This is a genomic window from Clostridium cylindrosporum DSM 605, from assembly GCF_001047375.1.
Classification (GTDB): domain Bacteria; phylum Bacillota; class Clostridia; order Clostridiales; family Caloramatoraceae; genus Clostridium_AB; species Clostridium_AB cylindrosporum.
Window position 1 is genome coordinate 343,027 of record NZ_LFVU01000027.1, and the last position, 23,999, is coordinate 367,025.

Below are 23,999 nucleotides of genomic sequence, written 5' to 3' on the forward strand. Positions count from 1 at the left end.
ATTTTATGGCTGAGTTTGCTGGATTCTTTAACAGTGTTAATGGAGATAGAAAATATAAGTCAGAGGACTTTGCTAAGTACTTTAAAAGCTTTATTACTAATGGAGTAAGTAGTGCAAAGGACTCATTAAAGGTATTTAAGAAGAATAATACACAAATAGAAATAGCATCAGGTTCAGCGGTCATTAATGGGTATTTGTATCTTAATGATTCAACTTTAATAAAAGGTATAAGTACTGGTATAACTAGAATTGATAGGATAGTATTAAGGTTAGATTTAGTTAATAGGACATTAGAAATACATGTTAAGCAAGGATCAGAAACAATTGCACCAACTCTTGAACGTAACAATAGTATATATGAGTTATCATTAGCAAAAGTTAATATAACAGGCTTAGATTTTACGATAATAGATGAAAGGTCAGATGTTAATGTATGTGGCTTTATGGGATTCACAGGGATAGTTGATATACAGGAGATGTGGAATTTATTTAATAAAAATATATCTGATAAAAATACTGTATGGGATCAGTGGTTTAATAGCCTTCAAGGTAAGAGTATAAGGGGAATTTACATTCAAAACACACAACCTGTAGCTGTAATAGGTGATATATGGATAAATACAATATAAAAATTATAACGGATAGCTTTGAGTTTCTAGGAGATATAGAGGATTATATCTCTTTTTTTTATAGAAGGAATTACAACAAGTCGAGGGATTTTCAACTTGTAGCTTCTATGAAATATCAGGATATATTGAAGAATGGACATATTATATTCATTGATCCTAAAAAAGCAGGGTTTATTGAGGAGGTAACTATTGATGAGGAAAAGAATACAGTTACAGCAAAGGGTAGGGACCTAAAAAGTATTCTTAATAGAAGGGTTACTATTCCACCAACTGGACTTGATTATGATTATATTAAAGGAGATGCAGAAACGGTTATTAAGCATTATATAAATGCTAATGCCATAACTGCCATTGACCCTAAAAGAAATATTAATCAGTTAGTTATAGCTGAAAATAAACATAGAGGAGAAATAATTAGTTATCAAACTAGGCTAAAGGATTTATTAGTTGAAACTGAAACAATAGCAACTGCCACAGGATTAGGATTTAATATAGAGCTTGATTTAGTTAATAAAAGGTTTGTATTTGATGTTTATGAGGGGAAAGATCTTACTGTTAACAATAGAGTAATGTTTTCAAGTGACTTTGATAACTTATATAACACTATAACTACTGTTAATACATTAAATCAAAGGTCTATGGCATATGTAGCTGGACAAGGTGAAGGAGTAGACAGAAATATTAAGCAAGTTTTTAAAAGTAATGACACTGGATTAAATAGAAAAGAGCTATATATAGATGCTAGAGATATAAATGAAGATGAAGATCTAGAAGATAGGGCAAAGATAAAGTTATCTGAGTATGAGAGAATAGAATCTACTGAATCAACTATTGCAAATGATAACTTTATATATGAAAAGGATTGGGATGTAGGTGACATAGTTATCAAAAAAACAGAAAAAAGCATAGATAGCTTAAGAGTTGTAGAGGTTACAGAAGTCTATGAGGGTTATAGAAAGATAGATATAACTTTAGGTTCAATACTAACATCTCTTATAGATGAGATAAATAATAAGGTAAATGATATAGGAACTAGCGTAGGGGCTACTGGAGGAGTTAGTTCTGTTAATCCTAACGTATGGAAGCCAGTGGTTGATGTTAATGGAAACCTAACATGGAAATATTCCTTAGCGACAGATACGCCTACAAGTATGAATATTAAAGGTCCTAAAGGAGACACAGGACCACAAGGGCCAGCAGGTGAAGGAGGAACAAAAATATTTACACAAAGCACAGAACCTACATCAATTATAAGTGGTGATGTGTGGATACAGACTATATAGGAGGGGTGAAGAATGGGAACAACTAAAAAAGCAATATACAAGGTTAGTAACGGTACTGATTTTGATACTATACATTTTGAAACAACAGAGGATCTCATAACGGGTGCAATACAAGATTTAAGTCCGACAGGATATAGAAAACTTCCTAGTGGATTAATAATACAATGGGGTACTGCTACAGCTAATTTTATTAATTCAGGAGGAACATATATAGCAGAATCTAATGTATTATTTCCTATTGCTTTTCCTAATAAAAGGGTATGTGCAATTGGTTCACCTTTAAATCTATATGCTAGTTTCAATGCAGCATATAGTTATAATAGTAATGCTGAAATTGGGGCTAGCTTTAAATTTACAAGTAGGACAGGAGCAAATATGAACTATAATTGGATAGCTGTTGGGTATTAGGAGGAGGAATAATGATATGAAATATTTAAGTATTGTAACAGATAGAGAATATTATTTTAAAGATGATAGGATTAATGAAATTTTACCTACAGATATAAGTATTACTGATGAAACATATAATACTTTTTTTCAAAATCAGTGTATAGGTAAAATATATAAGATAAAAAAACAATTAGGAAGTACATTCAATGATATATTTGAAGAAGTTAAAGCTGAGATACCTAGAGTTGATGGTATAAATACTATAGAGGAAAGAGTAATAGCATTAGAAAATATAATACTTCAAATACAAGGAGTGATATAGATGATAATACAATCACTTGTAGAGATGCTAGTTAGGAAAATCGAAATAGGGGAAATTAATCCAGTTACAGGGTTAGCATTTAGAGTTGAAGATATCAAAGTAGCTGAATATAAGAATGAAGTAATTAAGAGATTATAAGAGTTGATGATGTAAGGTTAGATGTTACTTAAATTTAAGATATGTTTACACAAACATAGGATTCAGGGAGGTGAAAGATATCTCTAGCACATATTCGGAATTAGGATATACTATAAAAGGAATTAGGATATACTATAAAATGTAACTAGGGATATCTAAAAGTATGCTTTTTTATAATAGAAAAATTTTGTAATTTATTGTTAATACGTGTATAATTTACATAATAATAATCATGTAAGTTATGGAGGGTTTATCAATGAATGAGATACAGACACTAAGGTGGAATACATTAAAAAATATTGGGGTACCTTTTTCAGTAGTAAAGGATAAAGTAAGAGATATTTATAATATAAATATAGATGAAGTAAATATAAGTGATTTTCTTGAAAATATTAGTATGAAATATAGTCAAATAGATATTGATCAATTGCTTTTTCATTTAGAGGAATATTCTTTTAAAAAAATGTTTATATTTTCAGTAAAGGATAAAGTTATAGAGGAATTATGTACTGATATTTTAAAAGAAGAATTTATGGTTAGAAATAGGATAAAAGGATTATATGATAATGAGCAATTAGCTGGAATAAATGAAGACATGAGTTGTGTTTATGTATCTGAAAAAGATAAATATTTTATAATTAAAATGGCCCAAAGAAAAATCGTAGAAGAAGAAGAAATGTTGGAAACAGGCTGTATAGGTTATAAGCAATATGAATACTATGATTTTGTAAAATTTGTTGTTGACTTAAATGAAAGTTTATTATTTATGTTCGTAAATGATTTTTATTCTAAAGCTTGCTATGGTAATAGTAGTGCTAAAGCAATTACAAACAAAAAGTCAGCATTTTATAATTTGTTTTTAAATGGTAATCAAGCATCATTAATGAAGTATGGCATGGAAGATGCCCTTAATAAATATGTACTTGATTTTTTTCAAAATTTAGTAGATGAAAATGGAGAATTTAAAGAATTTGGGGAAGTTGAAAATAATATATCAAGAAAAATAACTATAATTGAAACAGAAGATCCAATAGACACTAAAAATAACTTGCGTAGTAGTGAAAGAGATTCAAGACATAATAAGTATAGGTTGCAGGCGATAAATTATGCATTACAGAATGAAGAACACTGTGTTAAAATGATAGAGTGCATAATAGGTAGCAGGATAATTATTTTTAAAAGTAGTGGAGAAATTATATTGCAGGGACCATTTTTGGGAATGGAGGTTATCTCAAATGTGTGCAAAGAAGTATTTCCAAGATACAAATTACCTGAGTATGAAAGTGAAGGCTCGAGAGAAAATCTTATATGAACTAAATAAGAGATTTATATGTGAAAGAAATGAGGCTGTGCCTATTATATACCTAATAAAGAAAACAAATTTTGAAAAAAAAATGGTCTATCAAGGTATACATGAGCTTTTAAATATGGAACTTATTGAAAGAGTTTTTATAAGTGTTTGTCCTATATGTTATGAGAGTAATTTACATATTAATGAAAGTGAATTTTCGATTATAAGATGTAACTATTGTAAAGAGATGTACAATAATAATGATTATATTGAGAAATATAGAATTAAGGAAGAAAATTAATAATGAAAAGTAGAAAACATATTTTATTTTTTTGTGCTAGTATAATACTTTATATAGTGATAAATAGTTTATATATTTATCACTATTATAAAGTAATTAATTTAGATAGTATAAGTACTCACTTAGTAATTCAATTTAATACAATTGGTAAATATGTACTTGGCCTTTTAAAGGATTTACAGTCAACAATATTTAAATCAGATATATTTAAAAATATTATGTTATTTGCATTAATTATATATTTAGTTTCTTGTTATGACATAATAAAAAAGTTATTTGAAATTATTAAGTCTATAAGAAAAATTGGAGTGAATGGTATTGAGATATGCATGGAGGGGCTTAAAGAAAATTTAGAAGATCAAAATGAAGTTGTTGAAAAATTAAAAGAAGTAAAAGAACCTAATGAAAGTGAAAAAGAAGAGATTAAATTAGAAGAAGACAAGAAGAAAGTTAAACAATTAATGTTAGATTGTCCAAGCATTGTTAATATTATTGATAAATTTATTAATTTAGGTTATAGGAGTATAAAAATACCACTTTCATATGTTCCAAGTAAATATAAGGTAGAAGACTTAGAAAAGATATTTCAAATAGAAATTAAGAAGAGTATGATTCAATTAGATAAAATAAAACCAGAAATTAGTGCAATTGTAGCTGATACTTTTAGAGAGTTAGAAAGTATGGGAATAATCTACAGAGGTTCTTAATGAAAAGTTTTACGAAAAAAGATATGAGGAATAAAAAATACACTCTTTTACAGGGTGTATTTTTTATTCCTATTTTTAATGAAAGAAGGTGTAACATGAAAATTTATAGTTTGGAAGCAAGTGGGTTCGTAGCAGCTACAGGTACAGGGCTTACATACTTATTTGGGGCATGGGATACAGCTTTACTTGTATTAGTTGCATTCATGGTACTAGATTATGGAACAGGACTTTTAAGAGCATACGTTAATAAAGAAATATCCTCAGAGAAAGGGTTTAAAGGACTAATAAGAAAAGGAGTAATCCTTATAGTTCTAATAGTTGCAGTACTCCTTGACAGACTTTTAAATACAGGTACATGGGTATTTAGAACATTGGTATGTTTCTTCTATATAGCAAATGAAGGAATAAGCTTGCTAGAGAATTGTGCAGGATTAGGATTAAAACTCCCACCACAGCTTCTTGAAGCATTACTACAACTTGAAGAAGGAAATAAGAAAGAAATTAGAAAAGGAGATGAAAAGTAATGATTATAGGAATAGATATGGGACATACATTAGAAGGTTCAAATTACGGAGCTATAGGCGTATTAAAAGAAAGTGAAGAAACTAGAAGGTTAGGAAATAAGGTAATCAAATACCTTAATCAACTTGGTCATACTGTAGTTAATTGTACAATAGATAGAGCAGCTAGTAATACGGAAAGTTTATTCAAAAGAGTTTCCAAAGCTAATGCACAGTCATTAGATTTATTTGTATCAATTCATCTTAATAGTGGTGGTGGATGTGGAACAGAGGTATTTACTTATAGTGGAAAACAACATCTTGAAGCAATCAGAGTATTAGATAAAATGAATTCTATTGGATTTGTTAACAGAGGAGTAAAAGATGGATCTAGTCTTTATGTAGTTAAAAATACAAGGGCTAAAAGTATGCTTGTTGAAGTATGTTTTGTAGATAATATTGAAGACGTTAATCTATATAAAGATAATATAAATAGTATAGCTAAATCAATAGCCGAAGGAATTACTGGACAAATAATAAATGATATAGAAAGTGAGGACGATGAGATGATACCAGGAACAGTTAAATTAGCAGCGTGTAGTTATAATCCTATAGCTAAACAGATGGTAGAAGAAATTAAGATACTTCAAGGGGTTATGGGATTGTCTAAAGATGGTGTTGCTACAGAGGAACTTATAAAGAAGTTACCACAACTTATAGGTATTGAAGCTAGAGGGGTAGTTACTGTTATGCAAAGAATATTAATTATGAAAGGATTTTTAAGCAAGGGCTCTGATACAGGAATTATGGGGCCAGCAAATAGAGATGCTATAAATAAGTTTAAAATAAGTACGGGAATCCCGTTTGGATATATTCTAATAAATAACCTCACCTGGAGAAAATTATTAGAGTATTAAAAGCTAATAATATATAGTTAGATTTTAATACTCTTTAAAAATGGACGTTCTAAGGTATCACAGATATCTTAGAATTATGTTAATAAGGCCATGAAACTTGTGGAAATTATACTGATTTTGCAGTACTATTTTAATAGTATGTTTAAAAGAAAGGTATGATATCATGTTAAGTTGGAATGAAATAGAAACAAAGGCAATAGCATTTTCAAAGACATGGAGAAATTGTAAGGGTGATGAACGGCAAGAAGCACAGACTTTCGAGAAGGATTTCATGAGTGTATTTGGTGTTGATTGGCACGAAGGACTTCATGAATATCAAGTTTATGATTATCAAGGTAGGGTTGGATATGTAGATTATCTTTTGCCAGGGAAAATATTAATTGAAATGAAGAGCAAAGGTGAATCCTTGGTTAAAGCGTATAATCAAGGTTATGACTATGCTAAATGTCTTAAACCAGATGAATATCCAGAGTTGTTGATGGTATCAGACTTCAACTTTATACAGGTAACAAATTTAAAAACAATGCAAACATTTAAAAAGTTTAAAGTTAGTGAATTGAAAAATAAGGTAAGGATGCTAGGTACACTAGCTGGATATAACTCAGAGGTGACTTTTAAAACAGATATTGAAGTTAACACGGATGCTTCATATAAAATGGCAAAGTTACATGATAAATTAAAGGAAAATGGTTACGAGGGAAGAAACTTAGAAGTTTATTTAGTACGCCTTTTATTTTGTTTATTTGCAGAGGATACGGGTATATTCGAAAGTGGTGCTTTTGAAAATTATATTTTAAGTTCCAAAGAAGACGGCAGTGATTTATCATCCAGAATGATTTCACTTTTCAGTATTCTAAATACACCAGAAAATAAAAGAATGAAAACTTTACCTAATGAACTAAAAAAATTTCGCTACATTAATGGAAAGTTATTTTCTGAAATGCTTCCACCTGCATTCTTTGATCATAAGATGCGTAGTTTAATTTTAGATTGTTGCAATTTTGATTGGGGATATATATCACCAGCTATTTTTGGGGCAATGTTTCAAGGCGTTATGAACCAAAAAGAACGAAGAGAGTTAGGGGCACACTATACTTCTGAAAAAAATATAATGAAATTAATAAAACCATTATTTCTAGATGATTTATGGGATGAATTTAACAGGTGTAAAATAAGTACAGTACAGCTCGAAGCATTTCATAATAAGATTGCTTCCCTATACTTTTTTGATCCAGCATGTGGATGTGGCAATTTTTTAATTATTACATATAGAGAATTAAGGTTGCTAGAATTTGAATTATTAAAAATGCTTTATGACAATAAACAGATGACTATTATAGAGACATTATGTAAAGTGTCAGTTAATCAGTTTTACGGTATTGAAGTTGAAGAATTTCCTTGCCAAATAGCATACGTAGGTCTTTTATTAATGAAACATCAAATGGATATAGAAACATCAAATTATTTTGGGATAAATTTTATTGACTTTCCAATTACCGATACAGCTAATATAGTTCACGGTAATGCATTAAAAATGTCTTGGGAAGATGTTGTATCTAAGGATAAGTTATCTTATATAATTGGCAATCCACCTTTTATTGGAGCAAGGTTTATGAATACAGAGCAAAAAGAAGATATATTAACTTTATTTGATAGCATTAAGAATGCAGGAAATCTTGATTATGTAACTGGTTGGTATAAAAAAGCAAGTGAATATATAATTGATACAAATATAAAATCTGCTTTTGTTTCTACAAATTCAATTGTTCAAGGAGAGCAGTCACCAATATTATGGAGAGTATTATTTGAAAAGTACAATATCCATATTGATTTTGCTTATAGAACATTCAAATGGGGAAACGAAGCAAAAGGGAAAGCTGCTGTTCATTGTGTAATTATTGGATTCAGCTCAAGTAAGATATTTTCTAATATGAGAATATTCCTAGAAGATGAAACTGTTATCTATGCAGAAAATATAAATCCGTATTTAGTAAATGCAGATAACGTATTTATTGAAAGTAGAAAAAAAGCTATTTGTAATGTTCCAACAATGTGTTTAGGGAATATGCCTAATGATGGGGGATATCTTTTATTTTCTGATGAAGAAAAGGAGGAGTTTTTATCATCAAATCCTAATAGTGAAAAATGGTTCAAAAAATTTGTGGGTTCTCATGAATACATTAATAGTATTACAAGATGGTGTTTATGGTTAGAGGGTACTTCACCTTCAGAACTTAAGAGTTGTAAGGGCATATTAGAAAGGATTAGTAAAGTTAGAGAGTTTAGACTTGCTAGTAAGAGAAAAGCAACTCAGAAACTTGCAGACTCACCTATGAATTTTGGCGAGATTAGACAGCCAAAAGGAAATTATATATTAGTTCCAAGACATTCATCTGAAAAAAGAAAGTATTTACCTATTGGATTTATGGAACCAGACGTAATATGTGGAGACGCTAATCTTATGATACCAGAAGCTACAATCTATGAATTTGGTATTTTAATTTCTAATGTGCATATGGTCTGGATGCGTACTATTTGTGGGAGAATAAAAAGTGATTATAGATATTCTAATAATTTAGTTTATAATAATTTTCCTTGGCCAAGTATAAATGAAAAACATAGAGAGTTAATAGAAAGGGCTGCTTGGGAAGTTTTATACATAAGAGAAAAGTATCCAAATGACAGTTTAGCTAACTTATATGACCCATTATTAATGCCATTAGATTTGCTGAGAGCACATCGTAATCTTGATAAGGAGGTTTATAAAGCTTATGGAATTGAGTGGGAATCAGAAGAAATGTGTATGGCTAAATTAATAGAAATGTATTTAGAGTTGATTGAAAATAAAAAATAGGATATATGTAAGTCATAAAAGACAGTTTATATGTAAAAATTGCAGTGTTAAAAGAAAATGTAGCTTTATATATTTAATTTTTTCATATTGTAGTATGATATTTCTTATTTGTAGAAAGAATTATTATAAGATACACTATAATAATTTGAGTGATATTTTTATTAGGTTAATTCTAAAATGGCATTACTTAGCATATAAAGTTTCAAGAAGGAATTTATACAAATTTTGTAGAAATATAAAAGAATAAATGATAAACTTTATAAGTACAAAATATTATTTGGAGGTAATGGGATGTATAGTGCTATAGACGTTGCAAAGTATACTTTAGAGTATTGTGAAAAAGAGTTGAATAAACCCATAACTAATCTTCAGTTACAGAAGCTTTTATATTATATGCAGGGAAATTCTATTTTGGCTAATGATAAAATTCTTTTTATCAACGATATACAAGCATGGAAGTATGGACCAGTAGTTCCAGATGTATATTATTGGTTTAATGGATATTCTTCAAATTGTATAAAGGGGATAGAGAAAAGAGATGACATGCATTTTGAAGAATGTGATTTAGAAGTTATAAGAAATGTTATTAATAAGAAAATAGATATTGATCCATGGAAGCTTGTAGATGATACTCACAATGAGTTACCTTGGAAAGAAAACTATATAGAAAATATGAATTGTGAGATACCAATAACTAGTCTAAGAGAGAATATATCACTATTTGAACTATAAGTATTATAAACATATGGTTAATTGGGAGAAAAGAAAATGAGTTACATATCACGAGGAGAAACATATGAATTATTGGATAGCCTTAACAAAATGGGATCTAAAATTAACTTTGAAGAAGTTAAAAAGATTGAATTAAAGGGCGATAGAGTAGAATATAATTTAATTTTAAATTATATTGAAGATATTCAAGATGATGAACAAAGAGATAACTTGCGTAGAAATATTTCTAAATTTAAAGATTTATATGGGAGTGACTTACAGAATAATTTTTTGAAAATAATAGATTATGTACTTTTAGAAATACCCAGAGTAAATCGTAGTAGAAGAGTTGATAAACAAATTGAGTCAACTTCTTTATATATTGAGAAATTAAAGTTATCAAATGAAGAACATAAAAGTATTATTGCACAAAGTCAAGAAAAAATGGGTAAAATGCAAGGCGATTTTATATCAATTCTAAGTATTTTTTCTGCGGTTATAATAGCGTTCTTTGGAGGACTAAACTTTATCGCTAGTGCTCTTAATGCTATTGATAAAATAAATTCTTATAAGCTAACATTTGTAATTTTGATAATTGGATTTATAATGTTTAATATAATATATATGTTGTTATATACAATATCTAAAATAACAGGGAGAAAAATAACTATAGATAAGATACCGGATAAGTGTTCAAAATGCAAAAAGATGTCGTTTATGTTATGTTTAAGATATAAATATCCTATAGTATACGTATACAATTTTCTGACATTGATATTATGTGTTGCGACTTTACTTTTGTATACCATAGATAGATATAATATATTTACAAGAATTTCATATTTAAAAGCTAATATGCTTATTGTAATATTAAGTCTATTTATTTTAGTACTTTTAGCATATATATTTTTTATATATCTTAAAAGTAAAAAAAATAGTTGTGATATAAGTGAGTGTGCAAAGTCTTTAGATTCATAGTATATATTTAGATTCTGAAAATGTTTAATTAATGTACACATTTTGTGCACTAAAGTCAAATGTTAATAGATATTATTAAAAGTATGTAAACCTCTAAAAGTCTTTTATATGAATGCTTTTAGAGGTTTTTTATTATTTATAAATACGAATATTTAGGCCTTTCTTTGACCTTCAAAACCGGCTTGTGGCGTTAGTAGCGTCATGGGTGAGTTCGATTCTCACACATTCCCGCCAATTTGATTATACAGGGTTACAGAAATGTAGCCCTTTTTATATTTCATTTATTTTTTATATATTAGGTAAAATGTAAGAGTAAGTATTTAATTTTATTGAGATATTTATATGTTCTAGTATTTCTGATAGTATTTTAAGTTAAGTTAGCCTTCCAAGATAAAAATTAAATAGAAGTTTAAAATTAAAAGTCTTTAAAATAAGGCTTTTTTTATTTTTTTGCTGAAGGCTGTATTGAGTACCATAAAGTACCTTTGAGAGTTTTGAATTTATTTAATTAGTAATGGAAAATATACTCTTATAATGGAGGTGTATATATAGTGATAGGTAACTTAAATATGTCTAGTGATATAAGTAAAGATGGAGCAAAAAAACATTTGTTAACATTAGAATCATATTCAATTGACGAGTTTAATAAAAAATTTGATTTGAATATTAAGGAAGAAAGTGATTTAGATGACTTTGTAAGTGAATTGAATTCTAGTGGTATTTTTCACTGTTCATCAGCTGCTGAGAATAAAGATGCTAGTATGCCAACTCCTGTATATGTAGATGATTCATCTAAGGAAACATATAAGCATATGCAAGTAAATAATTTTATTACAGTAGTAAAAGTTAAATAGTATTTCCATGGGAAATTTATACAAAGGTATAAACTAATGGTATTACCCTTTAAATATTATATTTATGAATTATATGAGCATACTATAACTACACTCATATAAAATTATTAAGGAGGAATTGTAATGGCAAACGATAGAGTAGAAGAAAGAAAAAATACAAGTGGCAGTTTTGTCGGTTGGATAATAAGATTAGTATTATTTGCAATTGTTTTAGGAATAACATCATTTTTAACACCTGGATTTTCAATTCACGGATTATGGTCATTTTTATTAGCCGCACTCGTAATTAGTGTACTAGATCATCTAGCAGAATCTTTAATGGGAGTAGATGCATCCCCTATTGGAAGAGGTATAAAGGGATTTTTAATCGCCGCTGTTATACTATATTTAACTCAATTTTTAGTTCCAAATATGAGTGTATCATTACTAGGGGCAATATTAGCAGCTATAGTTATAGGTATATTAGACATATTATTGCCTGGTAGAGTAATGTAGTTAAAAAACATAATTTGATAAGTAAAAGAAAATAAGAACTTTAGAAATTAGTATAATCCCCTTATAGTAGATACTAAAAAGCATCATATAATGAAGCTTAAAGTCTATCATAAGGGGATTTTTCTATGCTCTAATCACAAAAGTTTTCTTAAATACATATATTAGAATGAATAAAATTTTTATCAAAGGAGAAATATATGTTGTCTGATAATAGGTTTGTTAAGGATTCGCTAGAATTGAATCTTTTCTTTTTAAGAATAATGAAGGAACATATGGTGTTTATTGCTGCATCACTAACTCCAAGGGATTCGAATTATAGATTGTTTGCAGATAAGGTAAAAAGTAGATTAGAAGATTTATTAAAAAGGTCCATTAGAATCTCAAATGGTATTATTAGTAATGAAGTGAAGACATCAGGAGAGTTAGTTACAAATTATACATTAAGCGCAGAAAAGAAGACAGAATTTTATACCGGTGCCCATATAAATACTGATATAACCGAACAAGAAATAAAACTTATAAAGGGAGATTTTCCTAAGGTAAATGTTACTCCTTATATTGATAAAGAAATTAATGCTATTAATAATTCTATAATAGCCCTACTCAAGGAAATTATTTTATTTAAGAAAAAATTAAAAGATGATGTTCTAAGTTGTAAAATGTTTACTACAGCTTATCCTACAATGATTAATCATCTTTTGGAGGAAGCTACTTTATACTTAAGTATTATTGAAAGAATACAAAGAAAAGAACAAGTTAATATTGCAAAGGAAGTACTATCCCAGGAGAATTTTTGGAATCATATAATGGAGGAACATTCAGAATTTATAAGAGGTATGCTTGATCCTTCAGAGGACAAGCTAATTGAAATTGCCGAAAAGTTCCATGAAAAATTTAAAAGCTTAGTAAATAAAGGTTCTAATATTCATGAGAATTTAAAAGCTTTAGAAGAATTAACTAGGGAAAGTCTAGAGGCAACAAAAAATATTGTGAATTTTAAAAAGCAAGGCACAGAAGGCATTCTAAGTTGTAAAATTAAATCAATAATACTACCTTTATTATCAGATCATGTATTAAGAGAAGCAAATCATTATGTAAGACTTCTTAATAGTTTTAATAAGTCATTATAAAAATGAATTGATGCTTTAAGTTAAAGGGTTAAATGTATAAATTATAGCCTCTTGGTAAAAAATAATTTTGAAGTATTATCAGGAGGTGGTAATTTGTTTAAACATGATAAACAATTACAAAGAGAAGTAAAAGTTGAAAGACCAAATCCTCAGTATGCGGTATTAATGCAAGAACAACTAGGCGGCGCAAATGGCGAATTAAAAGCAGCTATGCAATATCTGTCCCAAAGTTTTAGAATTAAGGATAAGGCAATTAAGGACTTATTTTTAGATATTGCTGCAGAAGAGCTTAGTCATATGGAAATGGTTTCTCAAACAATCAATTTGCTTAATGGTCATGATGTTGACTATAAGTCTGTTGGAGTAGGAGAAATAGAAACACATGTATTAACTGGACTTTCTCCTGTATTAATAAATTCATCAGGGGAACCTTGGACTGCCAATTACGTAACAGTTACAGGAGACTTAGTAGCTGACCTACTATCAAATATAGCGTCAGAACAAAGAGCGAAGGTTGTATATGAATATTTACATCGTCAAATTGATGATAAATATGTAAGAGAAACCATAGATTTCTTACTTAATAGAGAAGAAGCACATAATGCTCTATTTAGAGAAGCTTTAAATAAGGTTAAGGATACAGGATCTAATATTGACTTTGGAGTAACCGAAGATTCTAAGCTTTATTTTGATTTATCAACTCCTACACCAGAGAATCATTTTACATCTCCTGAGGCTACAAAGGTATCATTTACTGAACCACAAAATAAATAGTATTGTTATATTAAGGCAAAGGGATGATCCTTTGTCTTTTTAGTCTAAGTATATAACATATTACAACAAATATTGATAATATTACTTAAAGTTAAAGTAACGATATTATCATTGAAGGTGAAGTGTATATATTTTTACAAATACTTCTATAATATGAGCCGAGGTTTTGATAAATTAATACTGATAACTGGGTATACTATGTATTAGAGGTGATTTTACAGTGTACAATACAAACAATAATGAAGAAGTGAATGTTATGGAAAGTATTGCAATGCAACAAAGTAGTGTATCAGAAAGAATTAAAGAAGCAATCATTGAAATGAATATAATGAGAGAAACTAAAATCTCCAAAAGAACCTTAGATGATTTCGTTAAAAGACTTGAAGATGAGAAAAGTATTAATACATTTTAGGAATTTAAAATAATTTAGTAGAATAAAAAAACTAATATTACACAAAATAATAATACCTTATAAGAAAAAAGGAGTGTGTTATTATGTCAAGAACAGATGAATTAAAAAGAGTAGGAGAACATTGTAAGGACTATGGATATCATGGATTTATTTCAGCAAGAGATCTAGCTGTAGGAAGAAGCTGTGAAACATGTGGCAACTGGAGTGATCATTGTGAAATAGATGTTTATGATAAAGTAGTTTCTTCACTAGAAGATAATAAAAGTTTTAGCTAAAACTTTAACTTAAAGAAATTAATTTATAAAAGCTGTGTAATTTTTAAAAGAAAACTACACAGCTTTTCTTGATTGATAAGTATTAATATTATATTAAAAAGATATATATATTATGTTAGTATAAAAATATAAAGTTAAGGAGGAATAAAGTTGGAAATTAATAATGTAAATATAGTAGATTATATAGGAAAAACATTTAAACACTTTAAAGGAGACTTATATTTATTAATAGATATAGCTATTCATTCAGAAACAGATGAAGAAATGGTTGTTTACAAGGCTCTTTATGGAGATTGTAGGACTTATGTAAGGCCTTTAAGTATGTTTATAAGTAAAGTGGATAAAAGTAAGTATCCTAATTCATCACAAGAATATAGATTTCAACCATACAGCCTTAAAAGTGTTAAATAGTAAAGAAAATAAACTTACACATAGTGGCTAAGGAACTTAAAATAAAAGTCTATCCTAGAATGGAATAGGAGCTAAATAAAATACTCTTACATTGAAATGAAAGTTATCCTTAATTAAGGATGCTTTTTTATTTTTATTAAATTAAGTAAGCCTTTTACATAAATCACTAAACATGATATCATATATTTAAGGATATACTAAAAACTATGGACATGCTTAATTTGTAGTATAGTACTTAGAATTAATTTTAGTGTATATAAAGAAAAGGTCAGGGGATGAATATGCGAGCGTTATATCAGGAGGGTTCAAGATATACCTGTATAGATAATGTAAAAGGATTAGCAGAAGTTGATGTGAATTTTGAGAAGTATGAAGGTTTTACTGATACTTTTGTAGCTATAGACATAGAAACAACAGGATTAAAGTATGACGAAAATAAAATAATACAGTTATCAGGAATAAAATATAAAGATGGAAAAGAAATTGCAAGGTTTGATGAATATATAAATCCTAAGGTTTACATTCCTAGATTTATAACTGAAATAAATGGAATAACAAATGAAATGGTGAAGACGATGCCTACAATTGATGAGGTTATTCCTAAATTTGTTGAATTTTTAGAAGACTTTATAATAGTGGCTCATAATTCCAAGTTTGATATGAAGTTTATTCTATTTAATCTTCATATGTACAATGTTCTTAATTCTAATGCCATTAATTTGAATAATAAGGTGGTTGATACACTTTTGCTTTCAAGAAGGTATTTAAATGGTATAGTTGAGAATAACAAACTGATTACTTTAAAAAAACATTTTAATATTGTAACAGAAAAAGAGCATTGTGGTATAGATGATGCATATTCCTGTGCTGAGTTATATCTTAGAATTAGTGAAATTGTTAATAAAATTTAGTATTAAAGCTACCTTTAAATTTAGAAGAAGGTAGCTTTAATTTTGTAATAAAAAATCGAATATTAGAATTAAAAATTGAGAAAACTACCTTTAAGCAATAATTAGGAGGTAATTTAAAATGCTTTTAGGAGATAGTAAAACAAAAGAAAATTTAATGCGTGCATTTGCAGGAGAAAGCCAGGCTAGAAATAGATATGATATGGCAGCTAGTGTTGCTAAAAAAGAAGGTTTTTTTATAATCGAAAAGGCATTTATTTATACTGCTGATCAAGAAAGAGCACACGCTAAGTTATATTATGATAAACTGAAAAGTTTTGCAGGAAATAACGTTAATATATCTGAAGCAGGATATCCAATAGATATATATGATCAGACTCTGCCTTTATTAAAGGCTGCATCTAAAAATGAATATGAAGAGTGGGGAGAAGTTTATAAAGATTTTGCAAAAGTTGCTAATGAAGAAGGATTTACTGATATAGCAACTATATTTTCTCAAGTTGCAGAAATAGAAAAGATACATGGGGATAGATTTGCAAGATTTTATGAGGAAATTGAATCAGGGACCCTATTTAGAAAGTCAGAGGATGTTCAATGGATGTGCACTAATTGTGGTCATGTTCATACAGGAAAAGAAGCACCAGGAGTTTGCTCTACATGCTCTCATCCAAGAGGATATTTTCTTTTATTCGAACACTCATTATTTGAATAAATGTAGATTAATATAATTAACCTTCAAAGTGCCACACCTTAAAACGGGATGTGGCACTTTGAAGGTTTAAAGAGCAATTTCCATAATATCTTCAATTGTTATGTTTGAGAAGTATTTTCCTATATCAAGTGTTTTAAGTGATTCATGAATACTATCATAATTATGTTTTACACCAATTAGAGCATCTTCAACATCTTTAACATCTTTTTTACTAAAGAAATCACCATATATTTTACAATTTTTTATTATACCTTTTTCTACATTAAAGTGAAGTTCAACAGTTCCACCTTTAAATCTTTTTTCATTGATAAAGTTGTATTTTGGAGAAGTTCCGAAATTCCATTCCCAAGTAGAATATTTTTCATCACGAAGCTTGATTATGGAAGAAATATCTTCTTTAGTAAATTCATAAATCTTTCCCTCTGATGAATTATTATTTTTAACATAATCCATTGTAAGGGAAATAAAATCTTCTATTGTTATAGGAGATTTTAGATGTGAGCTTATATTTGTAACTCTACTTTTTACTGACTTTACTCCTTTTCCTTCAAATTTTGATGGTTTAACCTTTAGAGAGTCTGATATATTCGTTATACTTGAAGCAAATAGAAGTGTTCCATGATGGAGAACACGGTTTTTGTAATTATACTGTGCATTTCCTGAAAACTTTTGATCATTTATAGTAAGGTCATTTCTTCCTGAAAGTTCTGCTTTAATATCAAGTTTATCATTTAAAACACCTATTATAGGAGATGTGAATTTTGAGAAGTTTACAAAATCATCTGTATCATTTGTTATAAATGTAAAGTTTACATTTCCAAGATCGTGGAAAACAGCACCACCTCCAGAAAGTCTTCTTACAACATGTATATTATTTTCCTTTACATAATCTAAGTTTATTTCAGCTAAGGCATTTTGATTTTTACCTATTATTACTGCTGTAGAGTTTCTCCAAAGTATAAAGCAATCCTCAGTGAAATTTTTAAGTACATATTCCTCAGCTGCAAGGTTAAAGTATGGATCAGTTGAGTTATTATAAATATATAGCATTTAACTATACCTCCTAAGTATATATGTTAATAATAATGTATAATTTAATCATCAACTAATAATTCTAAAGGAAATAATTAAAGTTTACAATGCTTTACAAGGATACATACTTTAATAGATTAGGGTAAGGTTTTATATTATGAAAAAGATGCGTTGAATATAGGTTAAAGTATTTTTTTGTTTTTATAAACCTGGATGTGTATTTTTTCTTTTATATCATTTAAGGATAATGATGAATGATTGCTGTTAAGTATGATTGTAGAAGGTTTTTTATCTATTTTTCCATTTATTGTTAGTGTATTTATAGTTATACCACTGGGATTTAATAACTTGTTATATAATAAATAAATATTTTCAGAGACTTCATTTAGATTTGAGTCTTTTACTAAAGTTAGTTTCACATCTTTTGGTAATAGTTTTAAGTTTGTATCCGGGGATTTATCGACTAAATACCCCTTGTTAGATGATACAGATTTAACATTAAAAAGAGATATATTACACTGGTATAGATATTTATCAAGCTCTTTTTCCAATATTACTTTTGTTAAGTTCTTTGAATAGTTATCTGATATTATGTTTTTAGCTGATTTTGAAACATTGAAGGATACATCATTATCTAAACAAACTGCTTTAGTATAAAACTTTTTATTTGTTAAATCATATATTGGTAAATTAACATAAAAGTTTTTAGTTGGGTACACTCTTTCTAAATAGCTATTAAATTGAGAATATACAGTGGCTATTGTGGAAATAAGTATTATTATAAATGAAGTTAAAAGTATGAGTACTGTTTTTTTAACTAGAGACATTAAATCACCTACCTAGGGTATAATATGAGGCTAATTATACTAAATAAAAAAGGTTGAAAAGTTTCAATCTAGTAACGAAATTTATAGCAAAATATATAAAATGCTTTAGTGATTATATTACTATTTGTAACATAATAAGTGCTATTTGTAATTATGTTGTATTGATTGTAAAAAAATACTTGTTCATATGTATTATAAGTAAGTTTAGTTACATATTCTAATATAGGCGTATAATAAAAAACTACTATTAGTAATATAGGAGAGCATATGAGTAAGAATCTTAATTCATATTATTGGGTAGGAAAGATATCATCTAATATGGGTAGAATAGTTAACTTTAATTACACCGGTGTAGTATATATGAGCTCAGGGGTTATGAGACATATCTTAAAAAAGCATAGGAGTCAGTTAAGTAAGAAAAATCTTCATGATCCTATAGGTTGCATTAAAAGAGTTATAAAAAACCCTGACTATATAGGAACTCATCCGGATAAACAAGGTACTAGTATGGAGTTTGTTAAGTGTATACATGATAATCATATTTTAGTTGCAGTAGATGTTGATAAGGAAGATGGATATATATATATATCTTCTATGTATCCTATTACAGATGCAAAGTTAGAAAGTAGAATATGTAGTGGAAGGTTTAAAAAAGCAATTATACGTTAAGTAATTTAATTAAAGATAGCAGATAAAAGTGGATATTTAATATTGTTTGACAAGGTTTATCATTATAACTATACTTTACAAAAGAAATCTATTTTATAGGAGAGAAGTTATTATGAAAGGTTTGTTTATTGAATATCCAAAATGCTCAACTTGTAAAAAGGCTAAAACATGGTTAGTTGAAAATAATGTACAGTTTGAAGAAAGACATATTGTAGATAATAATCCATCTAAGGAAGAGTTATCAGAATGGATAGAGAAAAGTAATTTTCCAATTAAGAAGTTTTTTAATACAAGTGGAATACTTTATCGAGAAATGAATCTAAAAGATAAAATAAATGATGCTACAAAAGAAGAATTAATAAGTATTCTTTCAGAAAATGGGATGCTTGTAAAAAGACCTATATTTTTATTTAAGGATAAGGTTTTAGTAGGTTTTAAGGAAGCAGAATATGAAGAGTTGATTAAGTAAATATAATATCTTTAGTAAAGTAGAAAGTCATATATTGAAGACTTCTACTTTTGTATTTTATATAAAATTAAAACAACATATGTAAAATAATGTATAAATAGGATATGATATAAGTGTTATTGTATATTATATCTTATATCTTAGGATAGGATAGATCAAATAATTGTATATTTTAAGATGTACTTATATTTTATATATTAATTCATATATATTAATATATGTTTATAGATTATAAAGTAATTTGCTAAAAGTAAGCTAAGACTTTATCCATATTTTCTATACCAAGGATATTTAATTTGAATAAAAATAGTTTATTTAAAATTAAAGTAGGCGAAAGCTTTACTTTGCCTTTGTATAAAGGTTAGTAAAGTAGAAATAATATTAGTTGAGGTGATAGAAGTGGATAATAATATTAATGAAATATTAATTAATAAAGGTAAGCTAATTGGCAATTACACTAAAAATGCTATTAAAGCCTTTGAAGAAGGAATAGTTAACCAAGAGAACTTCCTAGAAAAACAAAGAATAAAGGATTGAAGAAATTAAAATTAACTGGAGAGGTCATTAATATTCATGATTTCTCCTTTTTCCCTTTTGACAAATGCTTAAAATAGGAATAGGATTAAGTTGGTGCCATTATTAAATTAATGGAGGTGTAAAACATGAAACCAAAATTATTAACTATGTTTGAAAGGAAGGAGATAACAAAGAAAAGCATAACAAAGGATTTTATATCAGGAGTAATTGTTGCAATAATTGCCTTGCCTCTATCGGTAGCACTTGCGATATCATCTGGAGTTTCTCCGGAAAAGGGACTTATTACAGCAATTATAGCAGGACTATTTATATCTCTACTCGGGGGTAGTAGGGTACAAATCGGAGGTCCTACAGGAGCATTTGTTGTTATTGTATATGGAATTGTTAAAACACATGGATTAAATGGACTTATCATTGCCACTATTATGGCAGGTATAATCATGATAGGTTTAGGACTGTTCAAGTTTGGCAGTGTTATAAAATTTGTACCATATCCAATAACTGTAGGTTTTACAGCTGGAATAGCTATAACACTTTTATCGACACAGGTAAAAGACTTTTTAGGCCTTGATATTAAGGATGTTCCATCTGAATTTATTCCAAAGTGGCAAGTATATTTTGAAAGTATGAATTCAATAAATATAACTGCTCTTTTAGTTGGATTAATTGCAATCTTTATAATGATTTTTTGGCCTAGGATTAACAGAACAATTCCAGGTTCATTAGTCGCACTTATTTTTACAACTATCTTAGTACAGGTTTTTAACCTACAGGTTGCAACAATAGGAAGTAGTTTTGAAAGTATTTCATCCTCAATTCCTATGCCAACATTTCCTAATATAGATATTGCTCAGATTAAAGTTTTAATTGGACCTGCAATAACAATTGCAATACTTGCTTCTATTGAATCGCTATTATCTGCGGTTGTAGCAGATGGTATGATAGGCGGGAAGCATGATTCTAATATGGAACTTATAGCTCAGGGAGTTGGGAATATCTTCTCAGGTATTTTTGGTGGAATTCCTGCAACAGGAGCTATAGCTAGAACAGCAGCAAATATAAAAAATGGGGGAAGAAGCCCTATCTCAGGAATTGTACATGCTATAACATTGCTTTTAATAATGTTAATTTTTATGCCACTTGCAAAGTTAATACCAATGACGACTCTAGCAGCGATACTAATTATTGTTTCATATAATATGGGAGAGTGGAGAACATTTGCATCACTTTTAAAGGCACCAAAAAGTGATACTGCAGTTCTATTAATCACATTTTCATTAACAGTAATATTTGACTTAGTTGTTGCAATAGAAGTAGGAATGGTTCTTGTTGCCTTCTTATTTATGAAAAGTATGGCTGATACTACTAAAATAGAGTGTGTTAAAGATGATAAAGAAAGTAATGAATTAAATAATGAAGTTATTAGGAAAGATGAGAATACATCTAAAGATAAGGTTTTGATTTATGAAATACATGGACCATTTTTCTTTGGTGTTGTACAAAAGTTTCTAGAGGTTATGAAGGAAGTTACTCCTGATTATGACGTTTTAATTCTTGATTTAATAAATACTACTGCAATGGACTCAACAGCTATTGACGCTTTAGAGAGAGTGTACCAAATGTGCAAAAATAAGGGAGTAAAAATAAAACTTATAAATGTACAGGAGCAGCCTAGAAAGGTTCTTAGACAAATGGGATTTATGGAGCTTGTAGGGGAAGAGTCTATAGTATATCATAAAGAAAAAAATATTAATTCAACATTATAAAATAAATAGAATAATTTAATGGCAAACTTAATTTTATTAAAAAAGGTTCAGAGAGTTAAAGTCTCTGAACCTTTTTAAATATTTTCATATTTTAAATAATGATTTAATTGTAATGTTTTTGTTGTTGTAAACAATGTGAAAATAATATAAAATTCAAGTATTAATATATTAATATTGAGAGGAAGTACTTTATGGGAGACGAATTAAGAGAAGAGGTTCTTGATAAATTAACTAAAGTATGTGTATGTACAGGCACATCACGTAGAACAATTAAAGAAGCAGTTAAAAAAGGTGCTTTAACTTTTCAAGATATAAAAGCTAAAACAGGAGCAGGATCGGGAAGTTGCTGCGGTAGAAAATGTAGAGAGAAGATTGAACAAATAATAAGCTCTTTAAATTAATTTTTTAAATAAAATAGAAGTTATTAAGAGGAAACTAAATAGGGTTACCTCTTTTTAGAGTAATTAAATATTAAGAAAGTAGGGAGAAAGGTGAGTGGGAGACTAAAGAAACCATATTTATTTCTATGTGTTGTAGTAATAACACTATTTTACATAATATCCCCAGTAGCAGTAGTTCATGCAAGTATTGATCTAAAGGATTATAATACTAAGGCGGCAGTTTTAATTGATGCCACTACAGGAAAAGTTTTGTATGAAAATAACAAGGATGGGATTCTAGGGCAAGCTTCAGTAACTAAACTTATGACATATTATGTTATAAGGGATTACTTAAAGAAAACTAATACTCCTTTATCTAAAAAAATAACAGTAGATGCTGATTTTAGTATAGTGCCTGAGGATGGGACTCAACTTAGACTGAAAAAAGGAGATGTTTTAACTATTAAGGATTTATTAGAATCACTTCTAATTATGTCTGCTAATGACAGTGCAATTCAATTAGAAAAAGTAGTAGAACACTCTACAGGTCAAAATTTTTTAAACTTAATGAATTCTAAGGTTAAAGAATTAGGATTAAATAGAACAAATTACATAAACACAAGTGGATTAACCCAGGAGTCTAAGGGTAAAAAAGTTTATAACACTACAACTGCTTATGAAACTGCTGTTTTAGCTAAAAAGATAATTGATGAATATCCAGATACATTAAAAATAACATCTAAAAGAAGCTATACTTATAAAAACATCACATATCCTAATACTAATAAGTTATTACCAATTGTAAAATCTGTAGATGGTCTAAAAACAGGGCATACAACTGAGGCAGGATATTGCTTAGCTTCTACAGAGGGGATATCAGGGACATCTAATAATAATAAACCCTTTAGGTTAATTGCAGTAACTTTAGGTTCGAATTCTGATACTGATAGAACAAATGTAAATAAAAAATTATTAAAGTATGGAGAAGTTAACTTTGAAAATAGGAAAGTAATAAGTAAAAAACAAGGTTTTAATATAAAAAGTAAGTATCATAAAGGTGGAATAATACCTTCAAGTGTAGGAGATGATATTTATTATCTTCTTAAGAAAAATAGTAAAGTAGAGACAAAGGCAACTCTTATAAAGGGTTTAAAAGGTAATATAAAAAAAGGAGAGGTTGTTGGAAGTCTAAGTATAAAAATAGACGGTTCAACTGTTGAAGAAGATTTAATTTCAACTTCTGATATTAAAAAGGTTGGTATACTAAAAAGAATTGGATTATTCTTTGAAGATTTATTTTAATAAATAAAAAAGAGTCGATTAGATT

30 protein-coding genes are annotated in these 23,999 nt (G+C 28.3%); 28 read left to right on the forward strand and 2 right to left on the reverse strand.

Annotation, left to right across the window (positions count from 1 at the left end):
- Positions 1 to 5: 5 nt before the first annotated feature.
- From CLCY_RS10220 to rbr, 22 genes are all read left to right on the forward strand, one after another.
- On the forward strand, positions 6 to 629 hold the full coding sequence (locus CLCY_RS10220; RefSeq protein ID WP_048571024.1) for a hypothetical protein: 624 nt from the start codon (positions 6 to 8) through the stop codon (positions 627 to 629).
- On the forward strand, positions 611 to 1,912 hold the full coding sequence (locus CLCY_RS10225; protein ID WP_048571025.1) for a siphovirus ReqiPepy6 Gp37-like family protein: 1,302 nt from the start codon (positions 611 to 613) through the stop codon (positions 1,910 to 1,912). Before CLCY_RS10220 ends, CLCY_RS10225 begins: the two co-directional genes overlap by 19 nt.
- Positions 1,913 to 1,924: 12 nt before the next feature.
- Positions 1,925 to 2,320 carry a gp53-like domain-containing protein gene (locus tag CLCY_RS10230; protein WP_048571026.1) on the forward strand — a complete coding sequence of 132 codons (396 nt, stop codon included), beginning with the start codon at positions 1,925 to 1,927 and terminating at the stop codon, positions 2,318 to 2,320.
- 16 nt (positions 2,321 to 2,336) lie between these two features.
- Positions 2,337 to 2,624 (forward strand): hypothetical protein, encoded by a 288-nt coding sequence (locus tag CLCY_RS10235; protein WP_048571027.1) that lies wholly within the window; start codon positions 2,337 to 2,339, stop codon positions 2,622 to 2,624.
- A complete protein-coding gene (locus tag CLCY_RS13920) occupies positions 2,625 to 2,762 on the forward strand; it encodes a hypothetical protein (protein WP_200899974.1) in 138 nt (45 codons plus the stop codon).
- A 256-nt stretch (positions 2,763 to 3,018) separates the two neighbouring features.
- Positions 3,019 to 4,074, forward strand: coding sequence for a hypothetical protein (locus CLCY_RS10240; RefSeq protein ID WP_048571028.1), 1,056 nt, complete (start codon positions 3,019 to 3,021; stop codon positions 4,072 to 4,074).
- Between the two features lie 115 nt (positions 4,075 to 4,189).
- The gene (locus CLCY_RS13805) at positions 4,190 to 4,354 is read left to right on the forward strand and encodes a hypothetical protein (RefSeq protein WP_161797124.1); all 165 of its coding nucleotides are present in this window, start codon (positions 4,190 to 4,192) and stop codon (positions 4,352 to 4,354) included.
- Positions 4,355 to 4,356: 2 nt separating this feature from the next.
- Positions 4,357 to 5,061: a hypothetical protein gene (locus tag CLCY_RS10250; protein ID WP_048571030.1), complete on the forward strand. Its 705-nt coding sequence runs from the start codon at positions 4,357 to 4,359 to the stop codon at positions 5,059 to 5,061.
- A 95-nt stretch (positions 5,062 to 5,156) separates the two neighbouring features.
- Positions 5,157 to 5,585 (forward strand): phage holin family protein, encoded by a 429-nt coding sequence (locus tag CLCY_RS10255; protein WP_048571173.1) that lies wholly within the window; start codon positions 5,157 to 5,159, stop codon positions 5,583 to 5,585.
- Positions 5,585 to 6,478, forward strand: coding sequence for an N-acetylmuramoyl-L-alanine amidase (locus tag CLCY_RS13380; RefSeq protein WP_053083310.1), 894 nt, complete (start codon positions 5,585 to 5,587; stop codon positions 6,476 to 6,478). The genes CLCY_RS10255 and CLCY_RS13380 overlap by 1 nt, the downstream gene beginning before the upstream one ends.
- Positions 6,479 to 6,641: 163 nt before the next feature.
- Complete coding sequence (locus CLCY_RS10265) at positions 6,642 to 9,332, forward strand: DNA methyltransferase (protein ID WP_200899975.1); 2,691 nt, start codon at positions 6,642 to 6,644, stop codon at positions 9,330 to 9,332.
- 291 nt (positions 9,333 to 9,623) lie between these two features.
- Positions 9,624 to 10,064 carry a Panacea domain-containing protein gene (locus CLCY_RS10270; protein ID WP_048571032.1) on the forward strand — a complete coding sequence of 147 codons (441 nt, stop codon included), beginning with the start codon at positions 9,624 to 9,626 and terminating at the stop codon, positions 10,062 to 10,064.
- Between the two features lie 36 nt (positions 10,065 to 10,100).
- Positions 10,101 to 11,021 carry a hypothetical protein gene (locus tag CLCY_RS10275; protein WP_048571033.1) on the forward strand — a complete coding sequence of 307 codons (921 nt, stop codon included), beginning with the start codon at positions 10,101 to 10,103 and terminating at the stop codon, positions 11,019 to 11,021.
- Positions 11,022 to 11,572: 551 nt separating this feature from the next.
- Positions 11,573 to 11,875 carry a hypothetical protein gene (locus CLCY_RS10280; protein WP_048571034.1) on the forward strand — a complete coding sequence of 101 codons (303 nt, stop codon included), beginning with the start codon at positions 11,573 to 11,575 and terminating at the stop codon, positions 11,873 to 11,875.
- A gap of 123 nt (positions 11,876 to 11,998) precedes the next feature.
- A complete protein-coding gene (locus CLCY_RS10285) occupies positions 11,999 to 12,370 on the forward strand; it encodes a phage holin family protein (RefSeq protein WP_048571035.1) in 372 nt (123 codons plus the stop codon).
- 197 nt (positions 12,371 to 12,567) lie between these two features.
- On the forward strand, positions 12,568 to 13,500 hold the full coding sequence (locus CLCY_RS10290; RefSeq protein WP_048571036.1) for a DUF2935 domain-containing protein: 933 nt from the start codon (positions 12,568 to 12,570) through the stop codon (positions 13,498 to 13,500).
- 93 nt (positions 13,501 to 13,593) lie between these two features.
- Positions 13,594 to 14,274: a manganese catalase family protein gene (locus tag CLCY_RS10295; RefSeq protein WP_048571037.1), complete on the forward strand. Its 681-nt coding sequence runs from the start codon at positions 13,594 to 13,596 to the stop codon at positions 14,272 to 14,274.
- 220 nt (positions 14,275 to 14,494) lie between these two features.
- On the forward strand, positions 14,495 to 14,686 hold the full coding sequence (locus CLCY_RS10300) for a hypothetical protein (RefSeq protein ID WP_048571038.1): 192 nt from the start codon (positions 14,495 to 14,497) through the stop codon (positions 14,684 to 14,686).
- 83 nt (positions 14,687 to 14,769) lie between these two features.
- Positions 14,770 to 14,961 carry a hypothetical protein gene (locus CLCY_RS10305; protein WP_048571039.1) on the forward strand — a complete coding sequence of 64 codons (192 nt, stop codon included), beginning with the start codon at positions 14,770 to 14,772 and terminating at the stop codon, positions 14,959 to 14,961.
- Between the two features lie 150 nt (positions 14,962 to 15,111).
- Complete coding sequence (locus CLCY_RS10310; protein WP_423230495.1) at positions 15,112 to 15,372, forward strand: DUF1653 domain-containing protein; 261 nt, start codon at positions 15,112 to 15,114, stop codon at positions 15,370 to 15,372.
- A gap of 281 nt (positions 15,373 to 15,653) precedes the next feature.
- Positions 15,654 to 16,283, forward strand: coding sequence for a 3'-5' exonuclease (locus CLCY_RS10315; RefSeq protein WP_048571040.1), 630 nt, complete (start codon positions 15,654 to 15,656; stop codon positions 16,281 to 16,283).
- 118 nt (positions 16,284 to 16,401) lie between these two features.
- Positions 16,402 to 16,992 (forward strand): rubrerythrin, encoded by a 591-nt coding sequence (gene rbr / locus CLCY_RS10320; RefSeq protein WP_048571041.1) that lies wholly within the window; start codon positions 16,402 to 16,404, stop codon positions 16,990 to 16,992.
- Between the two features lie 66 nt (positions 16,993 to 17,058).
- On the opposite strand, the gene lplA is transcribed toward rbr, so the two are convergent.
- Both lplA and CLCY_RS10330 read right to left on the reverse strand, forming a co-directional pair.
- Positions 17,059 to 18,042 (reverse strand): lipoate--protein ligase, encoded by a 984-nt coding sequence (lplA, locus tag CLCY_RS10325; RefSeq protein WP_048571042.1) that lies wholly within the window; start codon positions 18,040 to 18,042, stop codon positions 17,059 to 17,061.
- A 164-nt stretch (positions 18,043 to 18,206) separates the two neighbouring features.
- Positions 18,207 to 18,851, reverse strand: coding sequence for a hypothetical protein (locus CLCY_RS10330; protein ID WP_048571043.1), 645 nt, complete (start codon positions 18,849 to 18,851; stop codon positions 18,207 to 18,209).
- A 267-nt stretch (positions 18,852 to 19,118) separates the two neighbouring features.
- Here CLCY_RS10330 and CLCY_RS10335 point away from each other — a divergent pair, with 267 nt between their 5' ends.
- From CLCY_RS10335 to CLCY_RS10355, 6 genes are all read left to right on the forward strand, one after another.
- Positions 19,119 to 19,520, forward strand: a complete 402-nt coding sequence (locus CLCY_RS10335; protein ID WP_053083312.1) for a PBECR3 domain-containing polyvalent protein — start codon at positions 19,119 to 19,121, stop codon at positions 19,518 to 19,520.
- Positions 19,521 to 19,632: 112 nt separating this feature from the next.
- Positions 19,633 to 19,989 (forward strand): arsenate reductase family protein, encoded by a 357-nt coding sequence (locus tag CLCY_RS10340; RefSeq protein WP_048571044.1) that lies wholly within the window; start codon positions 19,633 to 19,635, stop codon positions 19,987 to 19,989.
- Positions 19,990 to 20,388: 399 nt separating this feature from the next.
- The gene (locus CLCY_RS13845) at positions 20,389 to 20,526 is read left to right on the forward strand and encodes a hypothetical protein (RefSeq protein ID WP_162488865.1); all 138 of its coding nucleotides are present in this window, start codon (positions 20,389 to 20,391) and stop codon (positions 20,524 to 20,526) included.
- Between the two features lie 125 nt (positions 20,527 to 20,651).
- Positions 20,652 to 22,292 (forward strand): SulP family inorganic anion transporter, encoded by a 1,641-nt coding sequence (locus CLCY_RS10345; protein ID WP_048571045.1) that lies wholly within the window; start codon positions 20,652 to 20,654, stop codon positions 22,290 to 22,292.
- 191 nt (positions 22,293 to 22,483) lie between these two features.
- Positions 22,484 to 22,693 carry a (2Fe-2S)-binding protein gene (locus CLCY_RS10350; RefSeq protein WP_048571046.1) on the forward strand — a complete coding sequence of 70 codons (210 nt, stop codon included), beginning with the start codon at positions 22,484 to 22,486 and terminating at the stop codon, positions 22,691 to 22,693.
- Positions 22,694 to 22,783: 90 nt separating this feature from the next.
- Positions 22,784 to 23,974: a D-alanyl-D-alanine carboxypeptidase family protein gene (locus CLCY_RS10355; protein ID WP_048571047.1), complete on the forward strand. Its 1,191-nt coding sequence runs from the start codon at positions 22,784 to 22,786 to the stop codon at positions 23,972 to 23,974.
- The last annotated feature ends 25 nt before the right edge of the window (positions 23,975 to 23,999 follow it).